Annotated in this window: 19 protein-coding genes; 3 read left to right on the forward strand and 16 right to left on the reverse strand. The window is 47.1% G+C overall.

Features of this window, described 5'->3' with window-relative positions:
- Positions 1 to 155 precede the first annotated feature (155 nt).
- From PV783_RS31720 to PV783_RS31745, 6 genes are all read right to left on the reverse strand, one after another.
- The gene (locus PV783_RS31720; protein WP_420990814.1) at positions 156 to 1,376 is read right to left on the reverse strand and encodes a FecR family protein; all 1,221 of its coding nucleotides are present in this window, start codon (positions 1,374 to 1,376) and stop codon (positions 156 to 158) included.
- A 114-nt stretch (positions 1,377 to 1,490) separates the two neighbouring features.
- The gene (locus tag PV783_RS31725; RefSeq protein ID WP_079472053.1) at positions 1,491 to 2,087 is read right to left on the reverse strand and encodes an RNA polymerase sigma factor; all 597 of its coding nucleotides are present in this window, start codon (positions 2,085 to 2,087) and stop codon (positions 1,491 to 1,493) included.
- 128 nt (positions 2,088 to 2,215) lie between these two features.
- Positions 2,216 to 3,817, reverse strand: coding sequence for a SusD/RagB family nutrient-binding outer membrane lipoprotein (locus tag PV783_RS31730; protein WP_079472054.1), 1,602 nt, complete (start codon positions 3,815 to 3,817; stop codon positions 2,216 to 2,218).
- A gap of 37 nt (positions 3,818 to 3,854) precedes the next feature.
- The gene (locus tag PV783_RS31735) at positions 3,855 to 7,580 is read right to left on the reverse strand and encodes a SusC/RagA family TonB-linked outer membrane protein (protein ID WP_420990815.1); all 3,726 of its coding nucleotides are present in this window, start codon (positions 7,578 to 7,580) and stop codon (positions 3,855 to 3,857) included.
- Between the two features lie 185 nt (positions 7,581 to 7,765).
- Positions 7,766 to 8,845: a FecR family protein gene (locus PV783_RS31740; protein ID WP_159454410.1), complete on the reverse strand. Its 1,080-nt coding sequence runs from the start codon at positions 8,843 to 8,845 to the stop codon at positions 7,766 to 7,768.
- A gap of 129 nt (positions 8,846 to 8,974) precedes the next feature.
- Complete coding sequence (locus PV783_RS31745) at positions 8,975 to 9,586, reverse strand: RNA polymerase sigma factor (RefSeq protein WP_143313674.1); 612 nt, start codon at positions 9,584 to 9,586, stop codon at positions 8,975 to 8,977.
- 345 nt (positions 9,587 to 9,931) lie between these two features.
- On the opposite strand from PV783_RS31745, the gene PV783_RS31750 reads away from it, so the two are divergent.
- Complete coding sequence (locus PV783_RS31750; RefSeq protein ID WP_079472058.1) at positions 9,932 to 11,728, forward strand: AMP-dependent synthetase/ligase; 1,797 nt, start codon at positions 9,932 to 9,934, stop codon at positions 11,726 to 11,728.
- On the opposite strand, the gene PV783_RS31755 is transcribed toward PV783_RS31750, so the two are convergent.
- A complete protein-coding gene (locus PV783_RS31755) occupies positions 11,725 to 12,321 on the reverse strand; it encodes a DedA family protein (protein ID WP_079472059.1) in 597 nt (198 codons plus the stop codon). The two genes, PV783_RS31750 and PV783_RS31755, sit on opposite strands and share 4 nt — an antisense overlap.
- Positions 12,322 to 12,588: 267 nt before the next feature.
- Between PV783_RS31755 and PV783_RS31760 the strand changes: the two genes are divergently transcribed.
- A complete protein-coding gene (locus PV783_RS31760; protein WP_420990816.1) occupies positions 12,589 to 13,944 on the forward strand; it encodes a vanadium-dependent haloperoxidase in 1,356 nt (451 codons plus the stop codon).
- A gap of 95 nt (positions 13,945 to 14,039) precedes the next feature.
- Here PV783_RS31760 and PV783_RS31765 read toward each other — a convergent pair whose 3' ends face one another.
- From PV783_RS31765 to PV783_RS31795, 7 genes are all read right to left on the reverse strand, one after another.
- Positions 14,040 to 14,609, reverse strand: a complete 570-nt coding sequence (locus tag PV783_RS31765; protein WP_079472061.1) for a DUF6620 family protein — start codon at positions 14,607 to 14,609, stop codon at positions 14,040 to 14,042.
- 11 nt (positions 14,610 to 14,620) lie between these two features.
- Positions 14,621 to 15,451, reverse strand: a complete 831-nt coding sequence (locus PV783_RS31770) for a hypothetical protein (protein ID WP_420990817.1) — start codon at positions 15,449 to 15,451, stop codon at positions 14,621 to 14,623.
- A gap of 3 nt (positions 15,452 to 15,454) precedes the next feature.
- A complete protein-coding gene (locus tag PV783_RS31775; RefSeq protein ID WP_079472063.1) occupies positions 15,455 to 15,700 on the reverse strand; it encodes a hypothetical protein in 246 nt (81 codons plus the stop codon).
- Between the two features lie 18 nt (positions 15,701 to 15,718).
- Positions 15,719 to 16,672, reverse strand: a complete 954-nt coding sequence (locus PV783_RS31780) for an SPFH domain-containing protein (protein ID WP_420990818.1) — start codon at positions 16,670 to 16,672, stop codon at positions 15,719 to 15,721.
- Between the two features lie 10 nt (positions 16,673 to 16,682).
- A complete protein-coding gene (locus PV783_RS31785) occupies positions 16,683 to 17,186 on the reverse strand; it encodes a hypothetical protein (protein WP_420990819.1) in 504 nt (167 codons plus the stop codon).
- A gap of 10 nt (positions 17,187 to 17,196) precedes the next feature.
- Positions 17,197 to 17,529 carry a hypothetical protein gene (locus PV783_RS31790; RefSeq protein WP_420990820.1) on the reverse strand — a complete coding sequence of 111 codons (333 nt, stop codon included), beginning with the start codon at positions 17,527 to 17,529 and terminating at the stop codon, positions 17,197 to 17,199.
- Between the two features lie 193 nt (positions 17,530 to 17,722).
- Positions 17,723 to 18,046, reverse strand: a complete 324-nt coding sequence (locus PV783_RS31795; protein WP_079472067.1) for an import component protein — start codon at positions 18,044 to 18,046, stop codon at positions 17,723 to 17,725.
- 230 nt (positions 18,047 to 18,276) lie between these two features.
- Here PV783_RS31795 and PV783_RS31800 point away from each other — a divergent pair, with 230 nt between their 5' ends.
- A complete protein-coding gene (locus tag PV783_RS31800; RefSeq protein ID WP_420990821.1) occupies positions 18,277 to 20,142 on the forward strand; it encodes a transcriptional regulator in 1,866 nt (621 codons plus the stop codon).
- Between the two features lie 452 nt (positions 20,143 to 20,594).
- On the opposite strand, the gene PV783_RS31805 is transcribed toward PV783_RS31800, so the two are convergent.
- Both PV783_RS31805 and PV783_RS31810 read right to left on the reverse strand, forming a co-directional pair.
- The gene (locus tag PV783_RS31805) at positions 20,595 to 21,332 is read right to left on the reverse strand and encodes an SDR family oxidoreductase (RefSeq protein ID WP_420990822.1); all 738 of its coding nucleotides are present in this window, start codon (positions 21,330 to 21,332) and stop codon (positions 20,595 to 20,597) included.
- Positions 21,333 to 21,460: 128 nt separating this feature from the next.
- The gene (locus PV783_RS31810; protein WP_420990823.1) at positions 21,461 to 22,342 is read right to left on the reverse strand and encodes a helix-turn-helix domain-containing protein; all 882 of its coding nucleotides are present in this window, start codon (positions 22,340 to 22,342) and stop codon (positions 21,461 to 21,463) included.
- Positions 22,343 to 22,431 lie beyond the last annotated feature (89 nt).

Below are 22,431 nucleotides of genomic sequence, written 5' to 3' on the forward strand. Positions count from 1 at the left end.
AATGATAATTGTCGAAAGCGATTTTAATTACAGGCCCGGATCTTACCGGGGGCGCAGCGAACGCTCCCGGTTTTTTTGGGCACTTCAAAAACTGGTAATGGAATAAACATTAAGGACTCATAACGTCAATGTTTTTTGTAACGTGGAAAAAGGATTCAGGGCGATACAATCAGTTGTTTTCCCTTTATTTCAAAATGTACTTCACCGGTTAGTTCCATCATTTTCAACACCTGCGATACCGGCACATTCCGGGGGATGATACCCCTGAAGTGGGCAGATACGGGCGCTTTGTATATTACCTCCACATCATACCAGCGTGCTATCAAACGCATGGCCGAAGCGATGTCGTTGCCTTCCAGCTGGATAAATCCATTTTTCCAGGCCACTGCTTCTTCTGTATTTACATTTGCGGGGGCAGATAAGGTGCTGTTGCTTTTATTCAGCGCAATACCTTCGCCCGGCTGCAGGCGTTTACTGTTGCCATTGCTGCTTACGCGTACGGCGCCTTCCAGCAGCGTGGTTTTAATCTGCTGTTCATTGTCGTATGCCATCACGTTGAAATGAGTGCCCAGCACGGCGATTTCGAGGCTGTCCTTTCCATTATCTGTACGGGTGGGCACCATTACCCGGAAGGGTTGGTGGGCATTGGCAGCCACTTCAAAATAGGCTTCCCCGTTCAGCTCCACCTGCCTGTTGCGGCCGTTAAAGGAAACGGGATATTTTAAAGTGCTCTCGGCATTCAGCCATACGTGGGTGCCGTCCGGCAGCGTTACCTGGAACTGGCCGCCACGCGGGGTGCGCAGCGTATTATATTGCATGGTCAAAGCATCATGTGATGCCTCGTTATAGGTATAGGTGAGCTGGCCTGCGCCCTGCCGGGAAATTTTTGTATTGCCCTGTTGCGCCAGTGTGCCGTTGATAGCGCTATCCAGCGGTACCTGGGTGCCATCTGCCAGTATAAGCACCGCTTTGTTGCTACCGGGCGCCACATCGTTGGCCGGTTTGGGTGTAACCGTTGCCAATGGTGCGGGAGCCGGCTTTTGCATCAACCGGTACGCGCCGCCTGCCAACAGCAACACACCGGATACAACGGCCGCTGCCAGCCATGCGCGCCGGTATTGCGGACGCATAGGTACCACCCTTTCTACGGGGCGGTCGGCGGCCAGTATATTAGCGGCCACCTGGTTCCAGTAAGTTTCGTCGTAATCCGCTGCTTCGCCGGGAAGTTCCTTTCGCAGCAGCATCTCCGCCAGTTGGGCGGTATGTCCGGTATCATCAGCCTGGATCAGGTCTGATAATTCCTGGAGCTCGTTGGCAGTAGCAGTATGGCTTACAGCCTGCTGCAGGAGGTATGCTAAACGGTCTTGTATCGACAATTTATGATCGTTTTTGATTGTTAATCAGTGAACGTGGTCGCTTCCTTAAAACGTGGTACTATACATACAGACGCGCAGGTAAATATTTAGGACCTATGGAAAAGAAAAAAATTTTTAACGGGTCAGCAACCACACCACCACGGCGGGAAAAAGGTGTCCCGACAGCTCCAGTTGCTTCCGGATAAACTGCAGCGACCTTACCAGGGAGTTCTTAACGGTGTTGGGGGAAATGGACAACTCTCCGGCGATCTCCGGTATTTTAAGCCCCTTTTCACGGCTTAAGAGATAGATCCGCTTTGCCTGCGGAGGCAGTTGCGCTACTGCTTCGCTTACCTGTTTCATCATGGCGTTGTATACCATTGTTTCTTCCGTGGAACTGGCCGGCGCATCCGCAGTATAGTCTGATGTAATGGCATCTATGGCCTTGTGATGAACCACCTGTTTACGGAGATAGGAAAACGACAGGTGAAAAACGATCCGCAGCAGCCAGGAACGGGGATTTTCTATTTCCGGGAGCTTGTCGCGGCTGATCCATAACCGCAAAAATGTTTCCTGGACAATATCATCTGTCACAGAACCGGTTTTGGTCAGATGTAATATCAGTGGCCGCAGCTCCGGAACATACCGGCGAAAGAGCATGCGGAAAGCGGTTTCATCGCCTTCCGAAATCAGCTGGAATAGTTCTTTATCGTTATATAGCTGCGCATGCATATGTACTGCCCCCCGCTAATGTAGGAAAATTTAATTGCGAATTAATATTTTCCTGGAAGGGATAATATGAAGAAGCCCCGGGGAAAAGAATTCCCCGGGGCTGTTATCATTCATCTAAATTCACAGTCTTATTTCATCCACCAAACTTTTACAGTATTGGAGTTACCCCCCATCTGGCCGGTTTGTGTCTGATAATTTACAGTATTGTTGATCGATTCCTGTTCCGGGTATTGCAGCCTGTTAAAGTTCACATAAGTAGCCGGGTTGCCATCACGCGGCGTGCGGCCGGTTCTTCTCCACAAGTTATAAGCGAGCCAGGGCTGACGGAAAAATGATAACCATTCCTGTGCATAGATCTTATCCAGCTTCTGGGCGTCGGTGCCGGTAAAGGCAACTTTCGGATTAGCCAGGAATGCCGCCATCTGTACCGGCGTAGGACTTGCAGGTGCTACACTCGACCAGGCATCATTGGTAACATTGGTATTGTGCGCAATAAAGTACCAGAAGTTCACGGCAGAAGTGATACCTGCGGTGTACTCCGTACCTGCGGTAACCATGTTCTTCGCTACACCGAGGCCGCGTGCATATGCTTCTGCTTTCAGGAAATGTACTTCGGCAGCTGTCAGAAACAATTCAGGCTGATAATAAATATCTCTTACTATATAATAATTAAAGGGAGAAAATTTGCAGTTGTCTTTGTTGGTGAAATCACCATCCCTTTTATCCTGGTAAGGATTGGTATTATCGCTGGCGGTGCTGCCCGGCTGAAGCGGCGCCCAGGCACCTGCCTGGTTGGTTTCAAAGAACAACACTGCCCGCGGATCAAAGATCTGTGCCGTGCTTGTACCATCCGCCATCAGGTTCCAGCAGGTAGTGCTTAAGCGTACAAATTTATGCGAGGTAAAAGACCAGAAGCGGCTGTCGTTGAGTACATAGCCACCCAGTTTGCCAGGCCACATGCCGGCGTCTTCTCCTTCGCCGATCAGCGGAATCCCACTCAGGGCGTATTGCAGGTAAGGCGTGGCGGTAGCCGCATCCTTTTCTACTATCTGCATGGCATAACGCAGCAGCAGGGAATTGCCAAACTTCTGCCACATGCTGATGTTATTGGCAAATAATGTTTCAGAAGCACCCAGCGACTGGTAAGCCTTTCCGCCCGGTGTAGTGGCAGCAGTGGTAAGATGCTGTGACGCCCATTTCAGTTGTTCCAGCAGGCTTTTATAGATACTTTCCTGTGAATCGTACTTTGGACGGTAATTAGCGGTGTTATAAGTATACGCAAGCCCTGCCTCTGAATAAGGAATATCCCCGAACTGATCGGTGATGCGCAAGGTTTTATACGCACGTAAAATGTAGGTGATGGACTGGATATTATCCATTTCCGCTTTATCTCCTGCATAAGCATTAATCTTATCCTGGATCTGGTTCAGATTCTGCAGCGTACCATAGTAATCATTCCAGATGTCCAGCGCACCATTCTGCACCAGGTAACCGGAGCTACCACTGATAGTAGCCAGCTGCGTAACCGGGTAGTAGTATTCGTTATGAATGGCCGCCTGCTCCTGCCCTTTCAGGAACAGGGTACTGATTACCCCGTTTATCATGGGCGGTATGGTAGAAACGGTAGGTAATCCCGGCGTAGTGTTGATATCCTGGAAATCTTTGGTACAGGCTCCAAGCATGATGGATGCACCGGCTATATAAAGGAATATTTTCTTTGTGTTCTTCATGTTTTACACATTTTAATCGGTGAGTAGATCTGTTCCTTTAAAAAGAAACCCTTACCTGGAAACCTAAAGAGCGGAAGCTCGGCATAGACATAAACTCCAGCCCCTGGGCATTGCCTGCACCGTTTACACCTTCCGGGTTGATATGATCGGGCAATGAAGTGTAGAGGTAAAAGAGATCCCTTCCTACGAGCGACAGTGATGCGGCCTGGAATACTTTTGTTTTTCTTACAAAGCTCTGTGGCACCTGGTAGTTAACAGCAATCTCTCTCATCTTCACCCAGGTATTTTCCAGCACAGCGCCCCTGTTGATCCAGTCGCTTCCTTTCACGCCAGAGCCCAGATCGGTACTGCTCCATACGCCGTAAGGCATGTATTTATAATAGTAATGCACTACGTTATCATTCACTTTTCCATCGGGGAATACACCGGGCAATACCACGCCCCAGTTGGTTTGTGTGCCATTAGGCGTAGTGTATGGCAGCCCGCCGCCATTCCTTTCTTTCAGTGTTTCCGGCGCCTGGCCCTGTTGCATAATGGTAGCATAGGTACCGGACCAGATGTCGCCGCCGATTTTTGCATCAATGAGCGTGCTTACAGAAATGCCGCCTTTGAACGTAAATGTATTGGTGATACCACCGGTTAATTTAGGCGTAGCGTTGCCCAAGGGCACCAATCCATCGGTAGCCTGGTACAGGGTACCGTTCATGGCTGTATTGCCGAAAGGATCCTTCACCATCAATGGCAGGCCGGTTTTTGGATCGTAGATATAATCATGCCCGTAAATGGTACCAAACTGGTCGCCCACTCTTGCTGAAATAACCGGGCCGTGTCCGCCGCCATCGTTCCAGGCGCTCGCCATATCTACGCGGTCAGTACCGTCAGACAACGACAACAATTTATTGTTGCTGTGCGCCAGGTTAAGGGATACATCCCATCCAAATTCTTTCCGGTCAATTACTTTAGCACGCAGGATCAGTTCCATACCTGAATTTTCAAGCACACCGGTATTCACCACAATGGTGCTCACCCCGGAGCTTATAGGCAGTGGAGAGCTGAGGATCTGGTTCCTGGACTTTCCTTTATAATACCTGAAATCAGCATTCAAACGGTTATGGAGAAAGCCTAACACAACGCCGAAATCAGCGGTGGTGTTAATGGCTGGTTTGAAGTCTTTCGCCGGCAGTGAGCTTGGCAGCAGGTTAGCCGCCTGGCCTGCGAATGTTAAGCTGGAATAATTATAGTTAACCTGGTAAGGAGCAGGATCTACTGCTGCCTGCGCCCACGCTACCCTTATTTTACCAAAGCTGAGGATAGCCGGATCTGTCTTCAGCAGATCAGAAAATACAAAGCTACCTGCAAAAGACGGGAAGAAGTAAGACCACTGATCTTTAGGCAAGGCGGATGACCAGTCGTTACGACCGGTTACATCCAGGTAAAGATAATTCTTGTACGACAGGTTAATGAAACTGTATACAGAATTCATGCGTTTACGCAGCTGGCTTTCTGTTACCGGGTGCGGGTTGCCGAGATAAGTACCTGTGTTCAGTGAATATACATTGGGGATTGCCCAGTTATCGTTGTAATTAAACATGCCGTACATGTCGCGCTGGTAAATGGTTCCACCCAGTGAGAACTTTGCGTTGAGCACACCGTTCAGCAGGTTTTCTTTATGCAGCGTTCCGATGAAATCCATGTTGGAAGCGTTGTCCTGCTCTGTACCATGACCATAATATCCTTTGGTGATGCCTATAACATCCGTAGGTTTGTTTTTGATGGTCAGCTCATTGGTGTTATTATCCAGTCCTCCGCGGAAAACAAAATCCAGGAAATCGGTGGCTTCATAATTCAGCTGTACGCCGGCCAGTAATTTACGCCTGTTCTGAACCGTATTATTTTCAAAGATATTCCACACGGTATAGCCGCCATTTCCCACCCACGGAAAACCGGAAAGGGTGTTCTGTGAGCCGTCTTCATTTTTATAGATGCCGATATCTTCGCCGCGGTAGTTCCTGCCGGCATTGTATACCAGGCGTTTCATCCAGGAATTGGCATCGTCGTTACCCAGTTGCGGAGGGTTATGATATTGATTAACGATGTAGGAGGAAGTAACCTGCACATTTACTCTTTTTGTGAGCTTCATGTTGGCGCCGAGGTTGAAGGTATTGCGGTAATAATCACTGTTTGGCAATACTGCTTCATTATCCAGGCGGGAATAGGATGCCCGGATAGATCCCCATTCGTTACCGCCGGAAAGGGATACGTTATGTGTTGACTGTGTACCATTACGGAACAGCAGTTTAATATTATCGGGTTGCGGTACATCTGCCTGTTGGGAACCATCCCACCAGGTGACCGTTTTGCCATCCATTTTCGGGCCCCAGGAAAGACCTGAACCGGCCCATCCCACCTGGTTCCAGGTATTTACGCCAAAAGGACCGGAGCCTGTTTTTGGATCCACAAACATGCCGCTCCAGTTTTCTGTTAACTTCGGATTGCCGTTGGCATCTGTTAAATATTGCGGCGGATCTAACGATACCATACCTCCTGCGCCATATTCATTCTGCAACTGGAGGAAACGGTATGGGTCAATATTTTTATAGCCATAGGTATAGTCCACACCCAAACCGTTGCGTTTTGCGCCTTTCTTAGTGGTGATCAGGATAACGCCGTTAGCGCCTTTACCACCATACAAAGCGGCGGCGGTGGGACCTTTCAGCACGCTGATGGTTTCAATATCTTCGGGATTGATCATGTTGATAGGGCTACCGAAATCTTTCGGAGAACTGGTGCTGGCAGCGTTTGCGTTGTTGCCGGCGTACATGGCGCTACCGGTAGGTGCATTACGCACATCGTAAGGCTGCGCAAGGTCATTGGCCATAGGCATACCATCCACAATGATCAGGGGCTGGTTATCGCCCTGGATAGTGTTGTTACCGCCAATAACGATGCGGGTGGTACCACCGTCCACACCATTCGGACTGGTTACATTCACACCTGCCATTTTTCCGGCCAGTGCATTCACAATATTGGGCGCATTGGATTTAGCTACTTCTCCCCCTTTTACTTCTTCCTGTGAATAGCCCAATGTTCTTACACTTCTTTTGATACCCAATGCGGTTACGGCTACCGCATCCAGCGAGGTGGCGGAGGTAGTCATCACGATATTCAGTACCGGGTTGGCGCCTACAGTTACACGTTGCTGGGCAAAACCAATTGAAGAAAATACAAGGACATCCCCTTCCTTTGCGTCCAGCTCAAAATGCCCTTCCACGTTGGTGACGGTACCCCTGTTGGTACCGGCCACCATTACATTCACACCTGGCAACGGGCTGCCGTCGTTGGATTTTACGATACCACTGATCTTTTGAAACAGCACGTTAAACCCCTCAATATTCATAGGGGCTTCTTTCTTCAGCACAATCTGTTCATTGATCACTTCAAAAGTGATGTGCAATGGACTGAGCAGACGGTGTAACACTTCGCCCAGCTGCTCATCGCTGGCCTTTACCGCAACCCGTTGTTTAACGGGTAATGTGCTGTTATTATAGGTGAAGTTTACGGCAGTTTTCTCCGTAATTGCCCTGAGGATATTACGCAGGTCGGTGGGCGGCATATTTAATGACACCTTTTTGCTCAATACTTCCTGTGCGTGCACATCCCGGGCGAATGTACAGGTGATCAGGCTGAGCAGAAAACCTATTTGCAGAAGAGTAACCCTCATAAAAAATATGACAGTCCGGTTGGAGTTTGCAATTTTGTGCATAACTTCAAGTGTTTTGTTGTGATTAATGAAAACGTTAGTACGACAAATCCTTTCCTGTGGCAGTTGTCCAGACGTTACAGGAAAAAATTACAGGGTGGCGGTGTTAGTGCATCGCCACTTTTTTTTGGTTGATAGTCAAGTGAACTCAGGGATCATTTTAGCGGAATTACAAGTGAACAATACTTTTAACTACAGGGCTTCCCGGTAATATATACCTGGCCCCCGCTGATTTTATAGCTGGCATTGATAGCTGCACAAATGATTTTCAGTTTATTCTCAAATGATTCATTGGTGATGGTAGTGGTGATCATGCACTTCCCAAACACTTCCTCGCTTGCATTAATTTTTATACTGTAAGCCGCTTCCATTGCCTGGAAGATGTCTGTTACGGCGGTATTGTCAAATACAAAAGGTGGTGGCTCCACGGCAGGCAGTAATGCTGCCACATCGCTGGTATTCAGCGAATCGGCCACAAATGCCGAGGTACGGGTATTAAAACGGATCTTATGATTTGGTGTAACCACATAACTGCGCTGTTCTTTATCGGCGAGGTTGTACACGGCTATTTTACCGGTTTTTACGGTCACCGTTAAACTCCCGTTTTCTGTTGTTACCCGGAAACTCGTTCCCAGCACCTTGATCCCCACTTCAGGCGTATATACAAAGAATGGCCTGGCAGCGTCTTTGGCGATATCAAAAAACGCATCACCTTTCAGAAATACTTCTCTTTTTGGTTGTAATAAAAAGGCATCGTGGCGGATAGAAGCGCCTGCATTCAGCACTACGGTGGAACCATCTGTGAGCCAGGCGATTTGATTGGCATTAGTAGTGTTGATACGGGTAAGCTGCTCATTTTCCATGTGGCTGTCCAGCTTCGCGGCTACCGGTGTTTTGTTGTCTTTTTTCAGGTAGATGGATAACAGGGTAATACCTGCCAGCACTGCGGCCGCTGCCCCCCACCACCTGTAACGCGAAATCCTTCTTATGCGTGCCGGCGCCCATTCCGTAGCGGGGCGTTCTTCCGCGATATGTTCGTCGAGGGCGGCGTATACTTCCTGCAGCAGCGATTCGTCTACTGCGGGTTGCGGTACGTTGCCCAATGCCAGCACCATACTGCGGGCCTTTTCGAGATCAGCGACCCGTTCGGGATGCGCTGCCATCCACTGCTCCCACCGGGCGGTATTAACCGCATCGGGGCGTAACACCCATTGAACAAAGCTATCGTCCCGGATAAATTCCCAGGTATCCTCTCCAAAATGCTTCATGCAGCTGTTTTTTTTGAGACAATTAACTGCCCCTTTATCATAAATGACAAAGACGCTCATTTTATACTCAAAAAATTTAAAGTTTTTTTAACTTAGGCGGAAATGCCCTGCTATAGCGGAAACAGGATGTCAGAGAAAGAGGTAAAAGGTTTCCAGCAGGCGCCGGGCGAACGGAGTGGTTTCCAGCGTTTCTTTGATGCGCCCCAGGGCGTTATAAAGGAGATTGCTCACAGACTGGTACTTCATGTGCATCAGTTCTGCAATCTGGGCATTGGTAAAGCCCATATAAAAGCGGAGGGTGATAATTTCCTGCTGCCGCCGCGATAATTTCCGGATCGCATTATCGAGCAGGATACTGCGTGAATCACTGATTTCTGCATCAATGATCCTTTCTTCTACGGTAGATTCTACCTGGTTATACTGGTGAAGGAATTTATCCTGCCTGCCGGAAGCAGTTCTGTATTGATAATTGGCCCTGATCAGTTTATACTTCAGGCTGCGGCATAAATAAAACCGTATGGCCACTTCGTCGCTGACGGTATCCCTGCTGTTCCACATCTCTATAAAAAGATCATGGATCATGTCTTTCAACTTCTCCCGGTCCGTACAAAACCTGAAACCGTATTCAAACAGGTACCTGGTATATTCGCGGTAAATCAGCGTAAAAGCAGCTTTATCGCCACCTTTAAATCGCTTCCATAAAGCAGCTTCCTCAAAACAAACGTCTTTTCTTGCAGGCATGCGTGGATCTTTTACGGCAAAACTGATCTTGGTATCAATTGGGTTGGCTAAAATTTTGGATGTACCCGAAATGTAAATATTTTTTATCAATCAATCAAATATCATTCAAATACCATAAAGGAATAACATAAAAATATCAGTAAGAAAGCTGTTTTTTTAATTGTCCGTTTTACACCTGATAATAAAGGAGGCGACATAAAATGCCATCTCCTTCATCTATTATTGATTGCTTTTATAAAGGATAAGGGCGTAATGGTGCCCTAACTTCTTCAGTCAGCCCTGAAATCATACTGATTTTTTAGTATATTTATCTTAACGGTAAAGTATACTCCTTAATTTTCACGTATGAACAATATTTCCAAGAGAAGACTTTTTGATGCTGTTGCCTGGCAGTTAGCCCAATTCCCTAAACCTGATATGCTGGCGGCTAAGATCAACGGACAATGGAAAACCTATGACACCGCCAGTGTTGTTGAAATTGTAAATCGTTTCAGTGCAGGACTGCTGCAACTGGGTGTTGGCGGGAACGACTTTACGCCCGAAGGCGCCGATAAAATTGCTATTATCAGCAACAACCGCCCGGAATGGGTATTCACAGATCTGGCTGTGCAGCAAACAGGCGCTGTGCTGGTGCCCATCTACCCTACTACCAACCCCGCCGAGCTGCAGTTTATCCTGAAAGATGCCGCGGTAAAATATATGTTTGTGAGCAGTAAGGAATTGCTTGATAAAGTAAACAGTATCCGGGAAGGGGTTCCTTCTTTACAACATATCTATACCTTTGATGAAATACCCGGCACAACACACTGGTCCACCATTCCGGCGCAGGCCACTCCCGCCTTGCTGGAGCAGGTGGAAAGCATCAAAGCGGGCATCGATCCTCATCACCTGGCCACCATTATTTATACTTCCGGTACTACCGGCACACCCAAAGGCGTAATGCTGTCGCACCATAATATTGTGTCGAATGTTTTATTGTCCAAAGAAAGTTTTCCGTTTGAAGATTCTCCGCAGCCCAGTAAGGTATTGAGTTTTTTACCACTGAATCACATTTTTGAGAAGTGCGTAACTTATATCTACCTGTATAGCGGCATCAGTATTTACTATGCCGAAAGCATGGATACACTCAGCGCCAACCTGAAAGAGATTAGTCCGGATGGCTTTACCACCGTTCCCCGTCTGCTGGAAAAAGTATTTGAAAAAATAATGGCTACCGGCAGCGAATTAACAGGTGTCAAACGTAAACTGTTTTTCTGGGCGGTATCCCTTGCCGGAAAGTATGATAACAATATCAGCGGAGGCGCGTGGTACAACCTGCAGCTGGCCATTGCCAATAAATTAATATTCAGTAAATGGCGGCAGGCGCTCGGTAATAAGATCCGGTTTATAGTAACCGGTGGCGCTGCCTGCCAGGAAAAATTACTGCGTATTTTTAACGCCGCGCAGATCCCTGTGTACGAAGGATACGGGCCTACCGAAAACAGTCCGGTTATTTGTGTGAACCGGAAAACACCCGGCGATATGAAGTTTGGTACCGTAGGTCCGCCCATTAACGGTATTGAAGTAAAGCTGGCAGAAGATGGCGAGATCTGTGTAAAGGGTCCATCGGTAATGATGGGGTATTATAAAAGACCGGACCTCACCGCCGAAACCGTTATTGATGGCTGGTTGCACACCGGGGATGTGGGATCATGGGTAGATGATAAATTTTTGAAAATAACAGACCGTAAGAAAGAGCTGTTTAAAACCAGCGGAGGAAAATATGTGGCCCCTCAGCCCATTGAAAATAAATTCAAGGAAAGTCCTTTTATTGAACAGATCATGGTAGTAGGTGAAGGGGAGAAATTTACGGGCGCATTAATTGTTCCGGCTTTTACCTACCTGAAGTACTGGATGAACCAGCAGAATATTCCTTACACCACCAATGAAGATGCCGTTAAAATACCGAAGGTGCTGGACATGTATCAGGAGGTAGTGAACAATTACAACCAGCACTTTAATCATGTGGAACAAATTAAGAAGTTTGAACTGCTTACCACAGAATGGAGTATTGCCGGCGGGGAAATGACGCCAAAGCTCAGCCTGAAAAGGAAGGTAGTCACGGAGAAATATAAAAATACAATAGCAAAAATATACAGTTAGGAAGATGATTTCCGGAATTCCTTCACGATACGTATCACTACAGGGATGGTGACTGTAACGATGATAACAATGATAAAATATTTAAGATAAGGTTTCAGGAAAGGCATGCTGCCAATGAGATAGCCGGCCAGTACAAAGCTGAATCCGTATGCGATGGAACCAATGGTAACAAACAACAGGAAGCGGCGGAAATCAAGTCCGATCATTCCTGCCACAATGGGTGCAAACGTGCGGATGAGAGGAAGAAATATGCCTGCCGTTAGCGCGGTGGCGCCATATTTTTTATAGAATGCTTCTGCTGATACGAGGTACTGCCGGCGGAAGATCCCGGAGTCTTTCTTATTCTTCAGCAGATGACCGGTTTTCCGGCCAATCCAATACCCGGTTACATTACCGGCAATGGCAGCAACGGCGCACAGCGCGCAAACCACCAGTATATTATAATTGAAATTCCCGTTGGCCGTTAGTACACCAGCGGTAAACATCAGGCCGCCGCTGGGCAGGAAGAAGCAGAAAAACAATCCTGTTTGTCCGAATACCGAAAGGAATACGATGAGTAACCCTCCATAGCTGATTAATGATTCAGCATTCATGTTATAATTTGTTTTAGGGATGTTATGCGCTGATAAAAATTTCTTTTATTAAGATAGATTTCCAGGCGCGGATCCGGGGTGTTCACGGATCATTTACAATTTAAACTTTTATTCAATTAAAAAAAGCACGCACTACGCTAATTGGCTGCGTTGTGATCTGCTACTTTAGCCGGGTAAATCCGAATACGCTGATTTCCCTGCCCGATGGGAAACGCCGGAATTGTTTGTATCTAACCACTTTATGTTAACCTTAAAAAGAAAGAAAAAATGAAATCGTATTGTTTGTTATCCCGTTGTGCGGGACTTTTTCTCCTTGTCAGTATAGTGGCATGTAAAAAGAATGACACGCTTCTTCAGTCTGTTCCTGATGCATCAAAAAACATGGTAGCCGGTACGCTGGTATCCGGTGGAGAGGTGGCCGTCCCTGTTTCCTGGTATGCGCTGGAGCTGAAGCTGATAAAAGAAACGCCGGGGTTTAGTCCACCCGTGGCAGCCAGGGCTATAGCCTATACCGGCGTTGCACTCCGCGAGGCAGTATTGGGCGGCATGAACGGAGCGCCTTCACTGGGCGGACAGCTCAACGGGCTTGGCCGTCTTCCTGCACCGGAAAGATGGAAGCGCTACAACTGGGCCATAGCTGCCAACAGTGCGATGGCGCAGATTATTAAAAGCCTTTTTGCCAATGCCAGTGTTGAGAACCTCAGCCTGATCAACCAGCTGGAAAGCGACAATCTCCAGGCGTATACGGACAGCTGCTCCCCCGAAGTGGCGACCCGTTCTATCAGTTTTGGCAAATCAATCGCCACTGCTATTTACCAATGGTCTGCTTCAGACGGAGGAAAAGACGGCTATCTGAACAACTTCCCTACCGACTATACGCCGCCGGTAGGACCAGCTTACTGGGTGCCCACACCGCCACTTTTCCAGCGCGCCATGTTACCTTACTGGGGAAAGAACCGCCCGATGGTTAAGCCTACGGCAGCTGATTCAGCAGTGATCCCGCATCCTGCTTTTTCAACAGATACTTTCAGCACCTTCTACAAGGCGGCCTACTTTGTTTACCAGAAAGGGAAAACACTTACACCGGAAGAAACCCTCATTGCCCGTTACTGGGCAGATGGCGGCGGTACCTTCACACCTCCCGGTCACCTGATTGCACTCACCACGCAACTGGTTACGGAACAACACCTGAGCCTCGGCCAGGCGGCTACACTGTTTGCACAGGTAGGAATAGGGTTGAACGATGCAGGCATCCTTTGCTGGAAATATAAATACCAGTATAACCTGCTTCGCCCTGTTACGTATATCCGCTCGCATATCGACAGTACCTGGTCGCCGCTGATAGGCACGCCTCCTTTCCCGTCGTACACGTCCGGTCATGCTACTTTTACCAGTGCAGCAGGCAACATCCTGGCTGCACGCTTTGGCAACGGATTCGTGTTTACGGATAAACAAAAAGTGCCGGAAGGATTCTCCCCACGTTCCTTCAACAGCGTCACTGATATGATCAATGAAGCCTCCATTTCAAGAGTGTATGGCGGTATTCATTACGACTTCGACAGCGAAACCGGCAGCCTCACCGGAAAGGGCTTAGCCCAGCGGGTGCTGTCGTTGAACTACTAAAGAAATGTATGTTCCGGTCAGGTGCCCAAATGAGAAAAGGCTGTATCATGTGATACAGCCTTTCTTTTTATTTGGAGTGTTACAAAAAAATATCTTTAAAACTCGATATCATCTGCTACGTTTCCACCCTGCTTTTCAGCAAACAACTGCTGATACTTTGCCTGGTAGGCTGCCTGCCGTTGATTATACCCGGCATAGTCAGCCTGGATATCCCGGTGGATCTGGTCATTCCATAAAGACGCAGCAATCTGGAAATCCCCGATGGGAATACCGTAATTATCGACGATCCACTGCGCGCCGTCCAGGCCATAGTCGTAGGCTACCTGCCGGGCCACTTCCAGCTCCTGGTAGAAGTCTTTATCCTGTTTAATTTTTTCGATATTGCCCGCACCCTCCGGTGACGCACTGGCCTTTAAGCCGCTGAACTTCGGGTGTTGATCAGCCTGACCAAAGTACTGGCCAAAGAGGGTAACAATGTGAAAGGTGGCGTCCTGCTTCATCCGCTCAGGCCACAGCAGGTTGGCTTCCTGCCAAACGGGTAATTCAACCCCCAAAGCCTTTGCTACGTCATCTTCACTTAAACCGCTGCCGAGTCTCGCGCAGGCGGCGCCGTAATCTTCTAATGTAATGCCGTGAATAGGTTCTAATAATGGATTACCAGACATATAATTTCTATTTAAGGATGATGATTAATATTATATTCATTTAGTAAACGCTCGTAAAATTTCTCATTCTCCACTACCATATCAGGTACTATCTTATTCCATTCATCAAACATGCAACGCAGGTAGTGACGGTACAAGTCCGGATTCTTCGGGTTACTGGCTTCATAGCTCCGGAGCAAATGAGCCGTTCGCTGCTCTGCCAGGCTGCGGGCCTGGTGCAATACCATACGCGCTCCTGTAGAGGGACTAAAAGTATTCTGCGACTGGCAGAACGGGCAGGTGATATAAGTATCAATAAAAAACATCCTGGGAATAGTGATATTGCCGCCACACTGTTTGCAACTGAACTTATCACGTATCCGTTCAAATGCTGCCAGTTCCTCCTGGTATGCCGATTCAAGGTCCTGTTCACCAGCGGCGCCCTGCAGCAGGGAAATGGCATGGTTTATTTTGTCTTCAAAAACATTGTGCCGGTCCAGGCAGGCCATTCTGAATGTATACAGCTTCCTGCGGTACTCACTCCCGGCACTGGAAATAATGGAGGGGAGCGATGCTTCGGCTTCCTGCATAAAACAAACAATATTATCTTCCTTTACCTCGTTCGCCTTATTCCGCATCTGGTTAATTTGTCCCAGCAGCCCCGAAAGCATATGGATGTGCGCGCGTTTATAAGGATCTGTGTCCTGGCGGAAAACTTTCTGCAGTTCAGGTACGGCAGCCGTGTTCATTTCTTCCATCCGGGCTTCCAGCTTCTCCAGGAAAACAAACCATCTCTCCTGCCTGGTTCTCATCTCTTCGATCAGGGCAAGGTTCTCATTTTTCTTATTGAATAAGTTGAACATGATCTATGAATTATTTTCCTTCCTGATATTCACACCATCCGTCAGCTTTGTATCCATGAATACAAAACCGCAGTAGGCGCAGGCAGTGAGTCCTTTGTGATAGGCCCGTCCTGCACCGCATTCGGGACAATCACGAATATCCATTCTGGCTTCTTCGTTTGTTATTTCGCCGCCATAATTTTCCTGGGTCTCCACCTTATTTTTGAGCTGTTCCAGGTAGGCTTGTATCCGTTTCTTTTCCTCTGCCATAATCCTGCGGGTTGAGGGTTAAAGTAATTTCAGCAGTTCTTCTTTCTTGGCAGCGTACTCTTGTTCTGTAATCAGCTGCGCATCGAAGAGTGCTTTCAGTTGTTTGAGTCTTTCCGTGATATCTGCTGCGGGAGCGGGTTTGGGCTGCATAGCTCCCTGGGTAACCATATTGGTGATGAGGCCCATTGTTACTGCCTGCCGGGCGCCATCTCCTAAATCGGAATGTTCTTTGTCCATCGCATTGGCGATGCTGTACTGCGAAAACTTATTCATGTCTGTTACCATGTTCATACCGGTAACTTTGTCGTATTGTTTAAGCACTTCTTCCGGCAGGGTGATGCTGGTAATGGTGAAGCGGGTAATTTCCAGGCCAAAGTCAGTGAAGTATGGCTGAAGGAGAGGTTGTATTTTTTCGTTTAGCCCGGAAATATTACCTGCTGCATCTACCACGGAAATTTGCGCCAGCGCAAGTACTTCGGCAAACTTCGGTGCTATAAAATCGCGTAACTGTAACTCCAGCTCTGTGATGCTGAGTCGTGGCCAGGTGCCTGCATACTCTTTGAAGAACTTTGACACGTCTGTAATACGGATATTATAGGTACCAAAAGCCCTTACCCGTACCTGCCCAAAGGTGGCATCCTTCATTAACACCGGCGCCGGGGTACCCCATTTGAGGTTTACAAACTGATGGGTGTTGAAAAAATAAATGTCTGCTTTAATGGGACTTTCAAAACCATATTTCCAACCCCGGAGCCTTGTGAGTATGGGAATATTTTCGGTTTTCAGGGTGTGCTTCCCGGCAGGAAATACATCCGCCAGCTGCCCTTCGTTGAGGAAAAGGGCGTGTTGACTTTCCCTTACGGTGAGTACGGCACCATCCTTAATTTCCTTATCTGCATCTGCAAACTTCCACATTAACGCATTAGGATCCGGTGTTACAGATTCAATGATTTCAATAAAAGGTAATCCCATCCTGCAAGATTTAAATATTCGGTGCTTTGACCGTAAATAGCATGTCGTTTATAGCATCCAGTATTTCTGTTTCAAATACTTCCTGTCGCTTTCTTCCTTTCTTTGTATCCGGAAAATAGTCGCTGACAGCATAATTCCTGCCAAACCTGTCTTTTTTATTAGAAATAACATACTGCAGGTCGTTATTAGTTGTTTCCTGCAAAATATATACTTCTTCAAATGACATGAGTTTCCTCGAATACAAACCAGGTGCTTTCAGATAAACCTCCCGGGTACGCTCATCAAAAACATACGTGAGGTTTACTTTAAACAGGAAGTCGTACACAGCGTAAAAGCCACAGATAACGCCTATACACATTATAAACCTGGATACCTCGTAATTGAGCGGCCATACCAGCGGAATAATGAAGGCTGCTGCCGCCAGTATTACACAGGAAATAATTTTGCCTTTGTATACGCCGTTAGGTTGGAAACTCAGTTTCCCGTCAACAGCTTTCAGGTTATACGATGCCATCATTACAGGTTTAAGCGATGTCTTCCTCCTCCAGGCCCATGATGCCGGCTATTTCTGTTGTAACCTGCTGCAACGGCTTTGTAAGAAACATAGTCTGGTGCAGCATCACCGATTTCCGTTTGCCATTTTTATCCATGATCATAGCAGCCGTTGCGTTTACAGTAACGATAAACGACTGTTTTGAAATGAGGAAATTCTGAAAGTCCTCAAACCGGTACTCCGTTGGAGACATAAAGAAAACAGGTTGTACTGAAATGGTGCGGGCATTTACATCGATCTTTAATTTGCCGGTAACTCTCAGCGCGATGATAACTGCAAATACACCTATTAACAGGCTACTCACTATTCCCCCACGGGTTAGATTATTGTATAGGATAAATACGATCAGACCAGATAATAAAAGGGCCAACAAACAAAAGAATGCTGTCTGGGATTTCTTTGTATATACATTCCCTTCGCGGGTAAAATATTGAAGCGGCTGCATGCGGTAATTCCTGATATGGCTATATAATAAATAACAGATCTCCGGATCCTGGCTAATTGATAAATGAAAATTTGTTCTCGAATACTTTACCAAACACCGGAACAGGTTTTTCTGCCTGGTTCGCCGCATTGATAATTCCCAGTATCCAGAATATAAGGATCACATACCCGATCAGGCCGAGGAAAGATAAAGAGGGCACCACGTGCGCTATTATAGTCAGGGTAATATTGAGCAGGATACTCACAATGGCAAGCCCTAACGACTGCCTCAGGTGGTACCTGAGCAGGCTGTCTGATTTCTCTTTCCCGGAGAAGTAAGCAATCAGCCAACCGATCAGGGTTACATATGACAAAATAGATAATGTTTTGCTGTTCATGGGTTCAAGGTTTTTTCGTTGGCGATATTGCCTGTGCAAATGTGCAGTGAATGTTTCTTAACCAGGCATTCAGGTAGCCTACAAAACGACTACCCAGGGGAAAAAGAGCGTCTACAATATGACTACAACATTTTCAAACATCTTACTACTATTATCTTACAAATATAAATATTTATAACTTTAAAGATCTTTTCATACTGACTATTAGTGATTTATAGTAATTTAACCGCATGAAATCATTACCATATCTACCCTTTGTTTGTCTGTTGATCTGTATATGCGGGTGGTCATGTTTTGCATTTGCACAAATGCCGCTGTCGGATAGTTTACAATCAGTAACCGCTAACCCCGCCTTCAATGAAAAGGAGAAACCGCCTTTACTTAATCAGCTGGCTGAAATATACCGGGCCAGTAAAAACTATTCCCTTGCCATGACCATAGCCAGGCAAAGTGTGGCCCTCTCCCTCCGGCATCAAAATTACCGGGAGGCCACTAAAGCTTATGCAATGCTGGCAAACATCAAATTCAATACGCAGCAATATGCCGATCTGAAACAAACTGTTGATTCCGTATTCACCAGCGCGCAACAGGCCAACGACCCCGTGGCAATGGCATATGCTTATTATACCCGTGCGCTGTTATATAAAACGCTGGATAAGTCGGACGATGTGGTAAAGTATTGCCAGCTGGGCCTCCGGCAACTGGAGAAAACCCCTGACCCCTATATTGCCGCCAAAATATATTACCAGCTTTACGTTGTTAATTCGGGCTGGAACAATGAAGAAAAGGTAGGGATCTACGCCCGGGAAGCCACAAACAATGCGCTCAAAACAAATGATTACAACCTGCTGAGCAATTGTTATACGGCCCTGTCGGTAGCCCATGAATATAAATTCAATGCTACCAAAAACCGGCAGGAGCTGGATAGTGTGCTGTACTACCTGGGTAAACCGGAGGCGATTTACCGGCAGTACCCCGGCAGGGTTGCCGCTAACACCTATGCCATTGCCTGTATAAATATTGCCAACTGCTATCTGAAATACTTCCCTGCTGAGGATGCAGCGGCCAAAGCGCAAGCTGTTCACTATGCCAGTATTGCCCGGTCGGTGTTAAAAGATGCCCCCAACAGCGAAGAGGTGGTTGCCAGCAGCTTAGGCATCCTCAGCGAATATGCCCGGCGGGAAGGCAACGAGGCACAGGCAGAAAATTATCTGCTGGAAGCCTACCAGGTGATGAAAACGGCTAACGGTCATTCTTACTATACTATAATCAATGTGGTGCAGGCACTGTCTAATCTTTATGAACAAAAAGGGGACTACCGGAAAGCGCTGGAGTTTCAAAAAGAGGCCACTCTATATAACAACAAAAATTTTAATCAGCAACAGGCGCTCAATACCCAAAAGCTGGAAATACAATACGAAACGGAAAAGAAAAACAACGAAATGCAGATCCTGAAAGAGCGGGAGAAAAGCCGCACCATGCAGAATTATTTATATGCCTGCATAGCGCTTGCCTCCCTGCTTGGACTGATATTCATGTTCCGCTCCTATCACTTCAGGTTACGTTACTCCCTGCAGCGGGAAAAGCAGCTGCAACTGGAAAAACACGAGTCTGAAATGCAGGTAAAGCTGGAAAAAGAAGAACACGCAAGGCTCAGAGCCGAGCAGCAGCTCCTGGAAACCCAGCAACAGCAACTCAAAAAAGAGGTAATGGCCAATGTGCTGCACCTCGAACATAAGCACCAGACGCTGCTGCATATCAAAGACAAACTAACGGAAGGCGACTCCGTAAACATGCAGAAAATCCTGAAGGAAGAAATGGTGATCGATAACGACTTTGAGCATGCAAAAGTCCAGATCCAACAGATACACCCCGATTTCTTTCACCTGATCAACGACAAAGCACAGAAAAAGCTCACCCTGCTTGACCTGAAGCTTTGCGCCTACCTGTATCTTAAAATGGACACCCGCCAAATTGCCCAGCTGATGAATATTGAAGCCAAAAGCGTAAGAATGAGCCGTTACAGGATCAAACAGAAGCTGGGACTGGACAAAGAAGATGACCTGAATGCTTTTTTACAGGGTTTGGGTAGTTAACTTACCCGGCCTGCCACTTCCCCACTCCGCACCATCCCTCCTTTGCTATGCCAGTTAAGCTTTCCTCCTGGCCAGATCCATTGTATTTCGAAATACAATACGAAATTAATCACTGCTGAAGATGCGAAAAAATAAACCCGCCGCTTTTGCCGCATTTTGCCGGTGTAAAGTTTTCATAGTGTATGGGGAGTGTATGGGAAGTGTATGGGAAGTGTATGGGAAGTGTATGGTGAGTGTATGGGGAGTGTATGGGGAGTGTATGGGAACAGTATGGGGAGAGTATAGGAACTGTATGGGGAATACGACACATAGACGAGTCCTAAGTATCCGAGAAGTATCCAAGAGGTATGGGAGAAGTATACAGGAAGTAGTAACTACCAATAACAAAACCCGCGATGATCGCAGGTTTTGTCATTCATAGGGGTCCCTTCTGCGCCACCAGGCGCCTGCCACTACCAGGGTATCTCTCCGGTAGCAGGGTTATTCTCCTCACTAAAAAACCTCCCTGTGGGGCCATCATCGCCGATAGTAGCGTATTTAACCAAACGTGCCCCGGCTTCTTCCACGCTGCCGGTTCCGCGGTGGTTATTGAAATCGGTAGCAATAAAGCCAGGATCAATGGCATTTACTTTAACCGGCGTGTCACGGAGTTCATAAGCCAGGGTCACCGTATACATGTTAAGTGCCGTTTTCGACGGAAGGTAAGCAGCGCCTTTATGATGATAAAACGGCCAGGAAGGGTCGCTATTCAACGTGAGCGATGCCATACTTGAACTTACGTTCACGATACGTGGCTGCGGAGCGCTTTGCAGCAAATCAATAAATGCCCGGGTAACTCTTACCACGCCATACAAATTGGTTTCAAACACCTTTTGGAAAACGGCAATATCTGTTCCGGTCGCCGTTTGCGGAAGGCCGCCGCTAATGCCCGCGTTATTAATAAGCACATCCAGTACACCGGTTTTTTTCCCTATTTCAGCACGGGCAGCATCTACTGATGCCTGGTTGCTTACATCTATTTGTATGGCCTCCACTTCATTCAACCCTTCTGCTTTGAGTTTTTCTACAGCTTCAAGGCCATTGGCCAGGTTACGGCTACCTAAGTAAACGTAATATCCCTTTTGCAGCAGCTGCCGCGTGGTTTCAAACCCAATGCTTTTATTGGCTCCGGTAATCAATACTTTTTTCATAATCCTTTGTAATTAATAGTTAAAAGTGAGTGTAGTTTTTATGACTTCCTCATCCTGTTTTATTAATACAAAGTTCCGGCTTACATGGGCCTTCCTGTTAAAGAGAATCAAACCAAAAAGTATGACTTTCAAACCTTACTCTTCCTGAATGACCGGGGAGTAGTTCCGGTAACGCGTTTAAAGTAGTTATTAAAATAGGTGGGATATTCAAAACCCAGGCTGTAGGCGATGTCTGCAACACTCCAATCGGTATGTCGCAACAGCGCTTTTGCTTCTGAGGCAATACGTTCCGCTATGTGTACAGAGGTGGGTTTACCGGTAACAGCGCTTACCGAACGGTTGAGATAATTTACGTGGACGGACAGGGTTGCGGCGAAGTCCTGGGCCGTTCTTAACTTCAACGGATCTCCGGTGCTATCAACCGGGAATTGCCTTTCCAGTAATTCCATAAATAAATAGGTGATCCGCGTAGCAGCATTTTTTTGCCTCAGCTCATTTTGTAATGGCTGAATGCTTAACGCTTCGTGAAGGATCAGCTCTATACAGCCCCGGAGCAATTCGTCTTTGTAATGATAATCACTCCTGTGTACCGACAGCATCTTTTGATACAAGCCGGTTAAAAACGCCGCCTGTTCCCTGTTAAGACGAACTACCGGTGACACGCCAAAGCGAAATAACGGGGAGTTCTGTAAGATCTCCGTTCGCTCCCTGCCGGAGAAAAATGCTTCCGTAAACAAACAGGCATACCCTTTCTTTTCCGTGGAACGGTCCACTACCGCATGAGGTATATTGGGGTTGGCGAAAAATAAAAACGTGTCATTCATTTCGATCGTTTCGTCACCGTGGTAAATGATCATATCACCGGTGACCAGCACTATCTTATAAAAGTCACGCCTGCCGTGGGGTTGTGAGGGATTTGAGATACCTGAAATTTCGTGGACCTTAAATCCTTTCAGCTTCAAATCCGACGTATAAGACCGGGCAACCGTGGTTTCAGTTTTGTTGATCATCTTACAAAATTAAGAAAATCAAACCAAAAACGGTAACACACCAGATAGAATTAGGCCCCGATAAATATCGGGGCCCTTTTAGCAAACCT

This window comes from Chitinophaga sp. CC14 (genome assembly GCF_048957795.1).
In the GTDB taxonomy this organism is placed as follows: Bacteria; Bacteroidota; Bacteroidia; order Chitinophagales; family Chitinophagaceae; genus Chitinophaga; species Chitinophaga ginsengisegetis.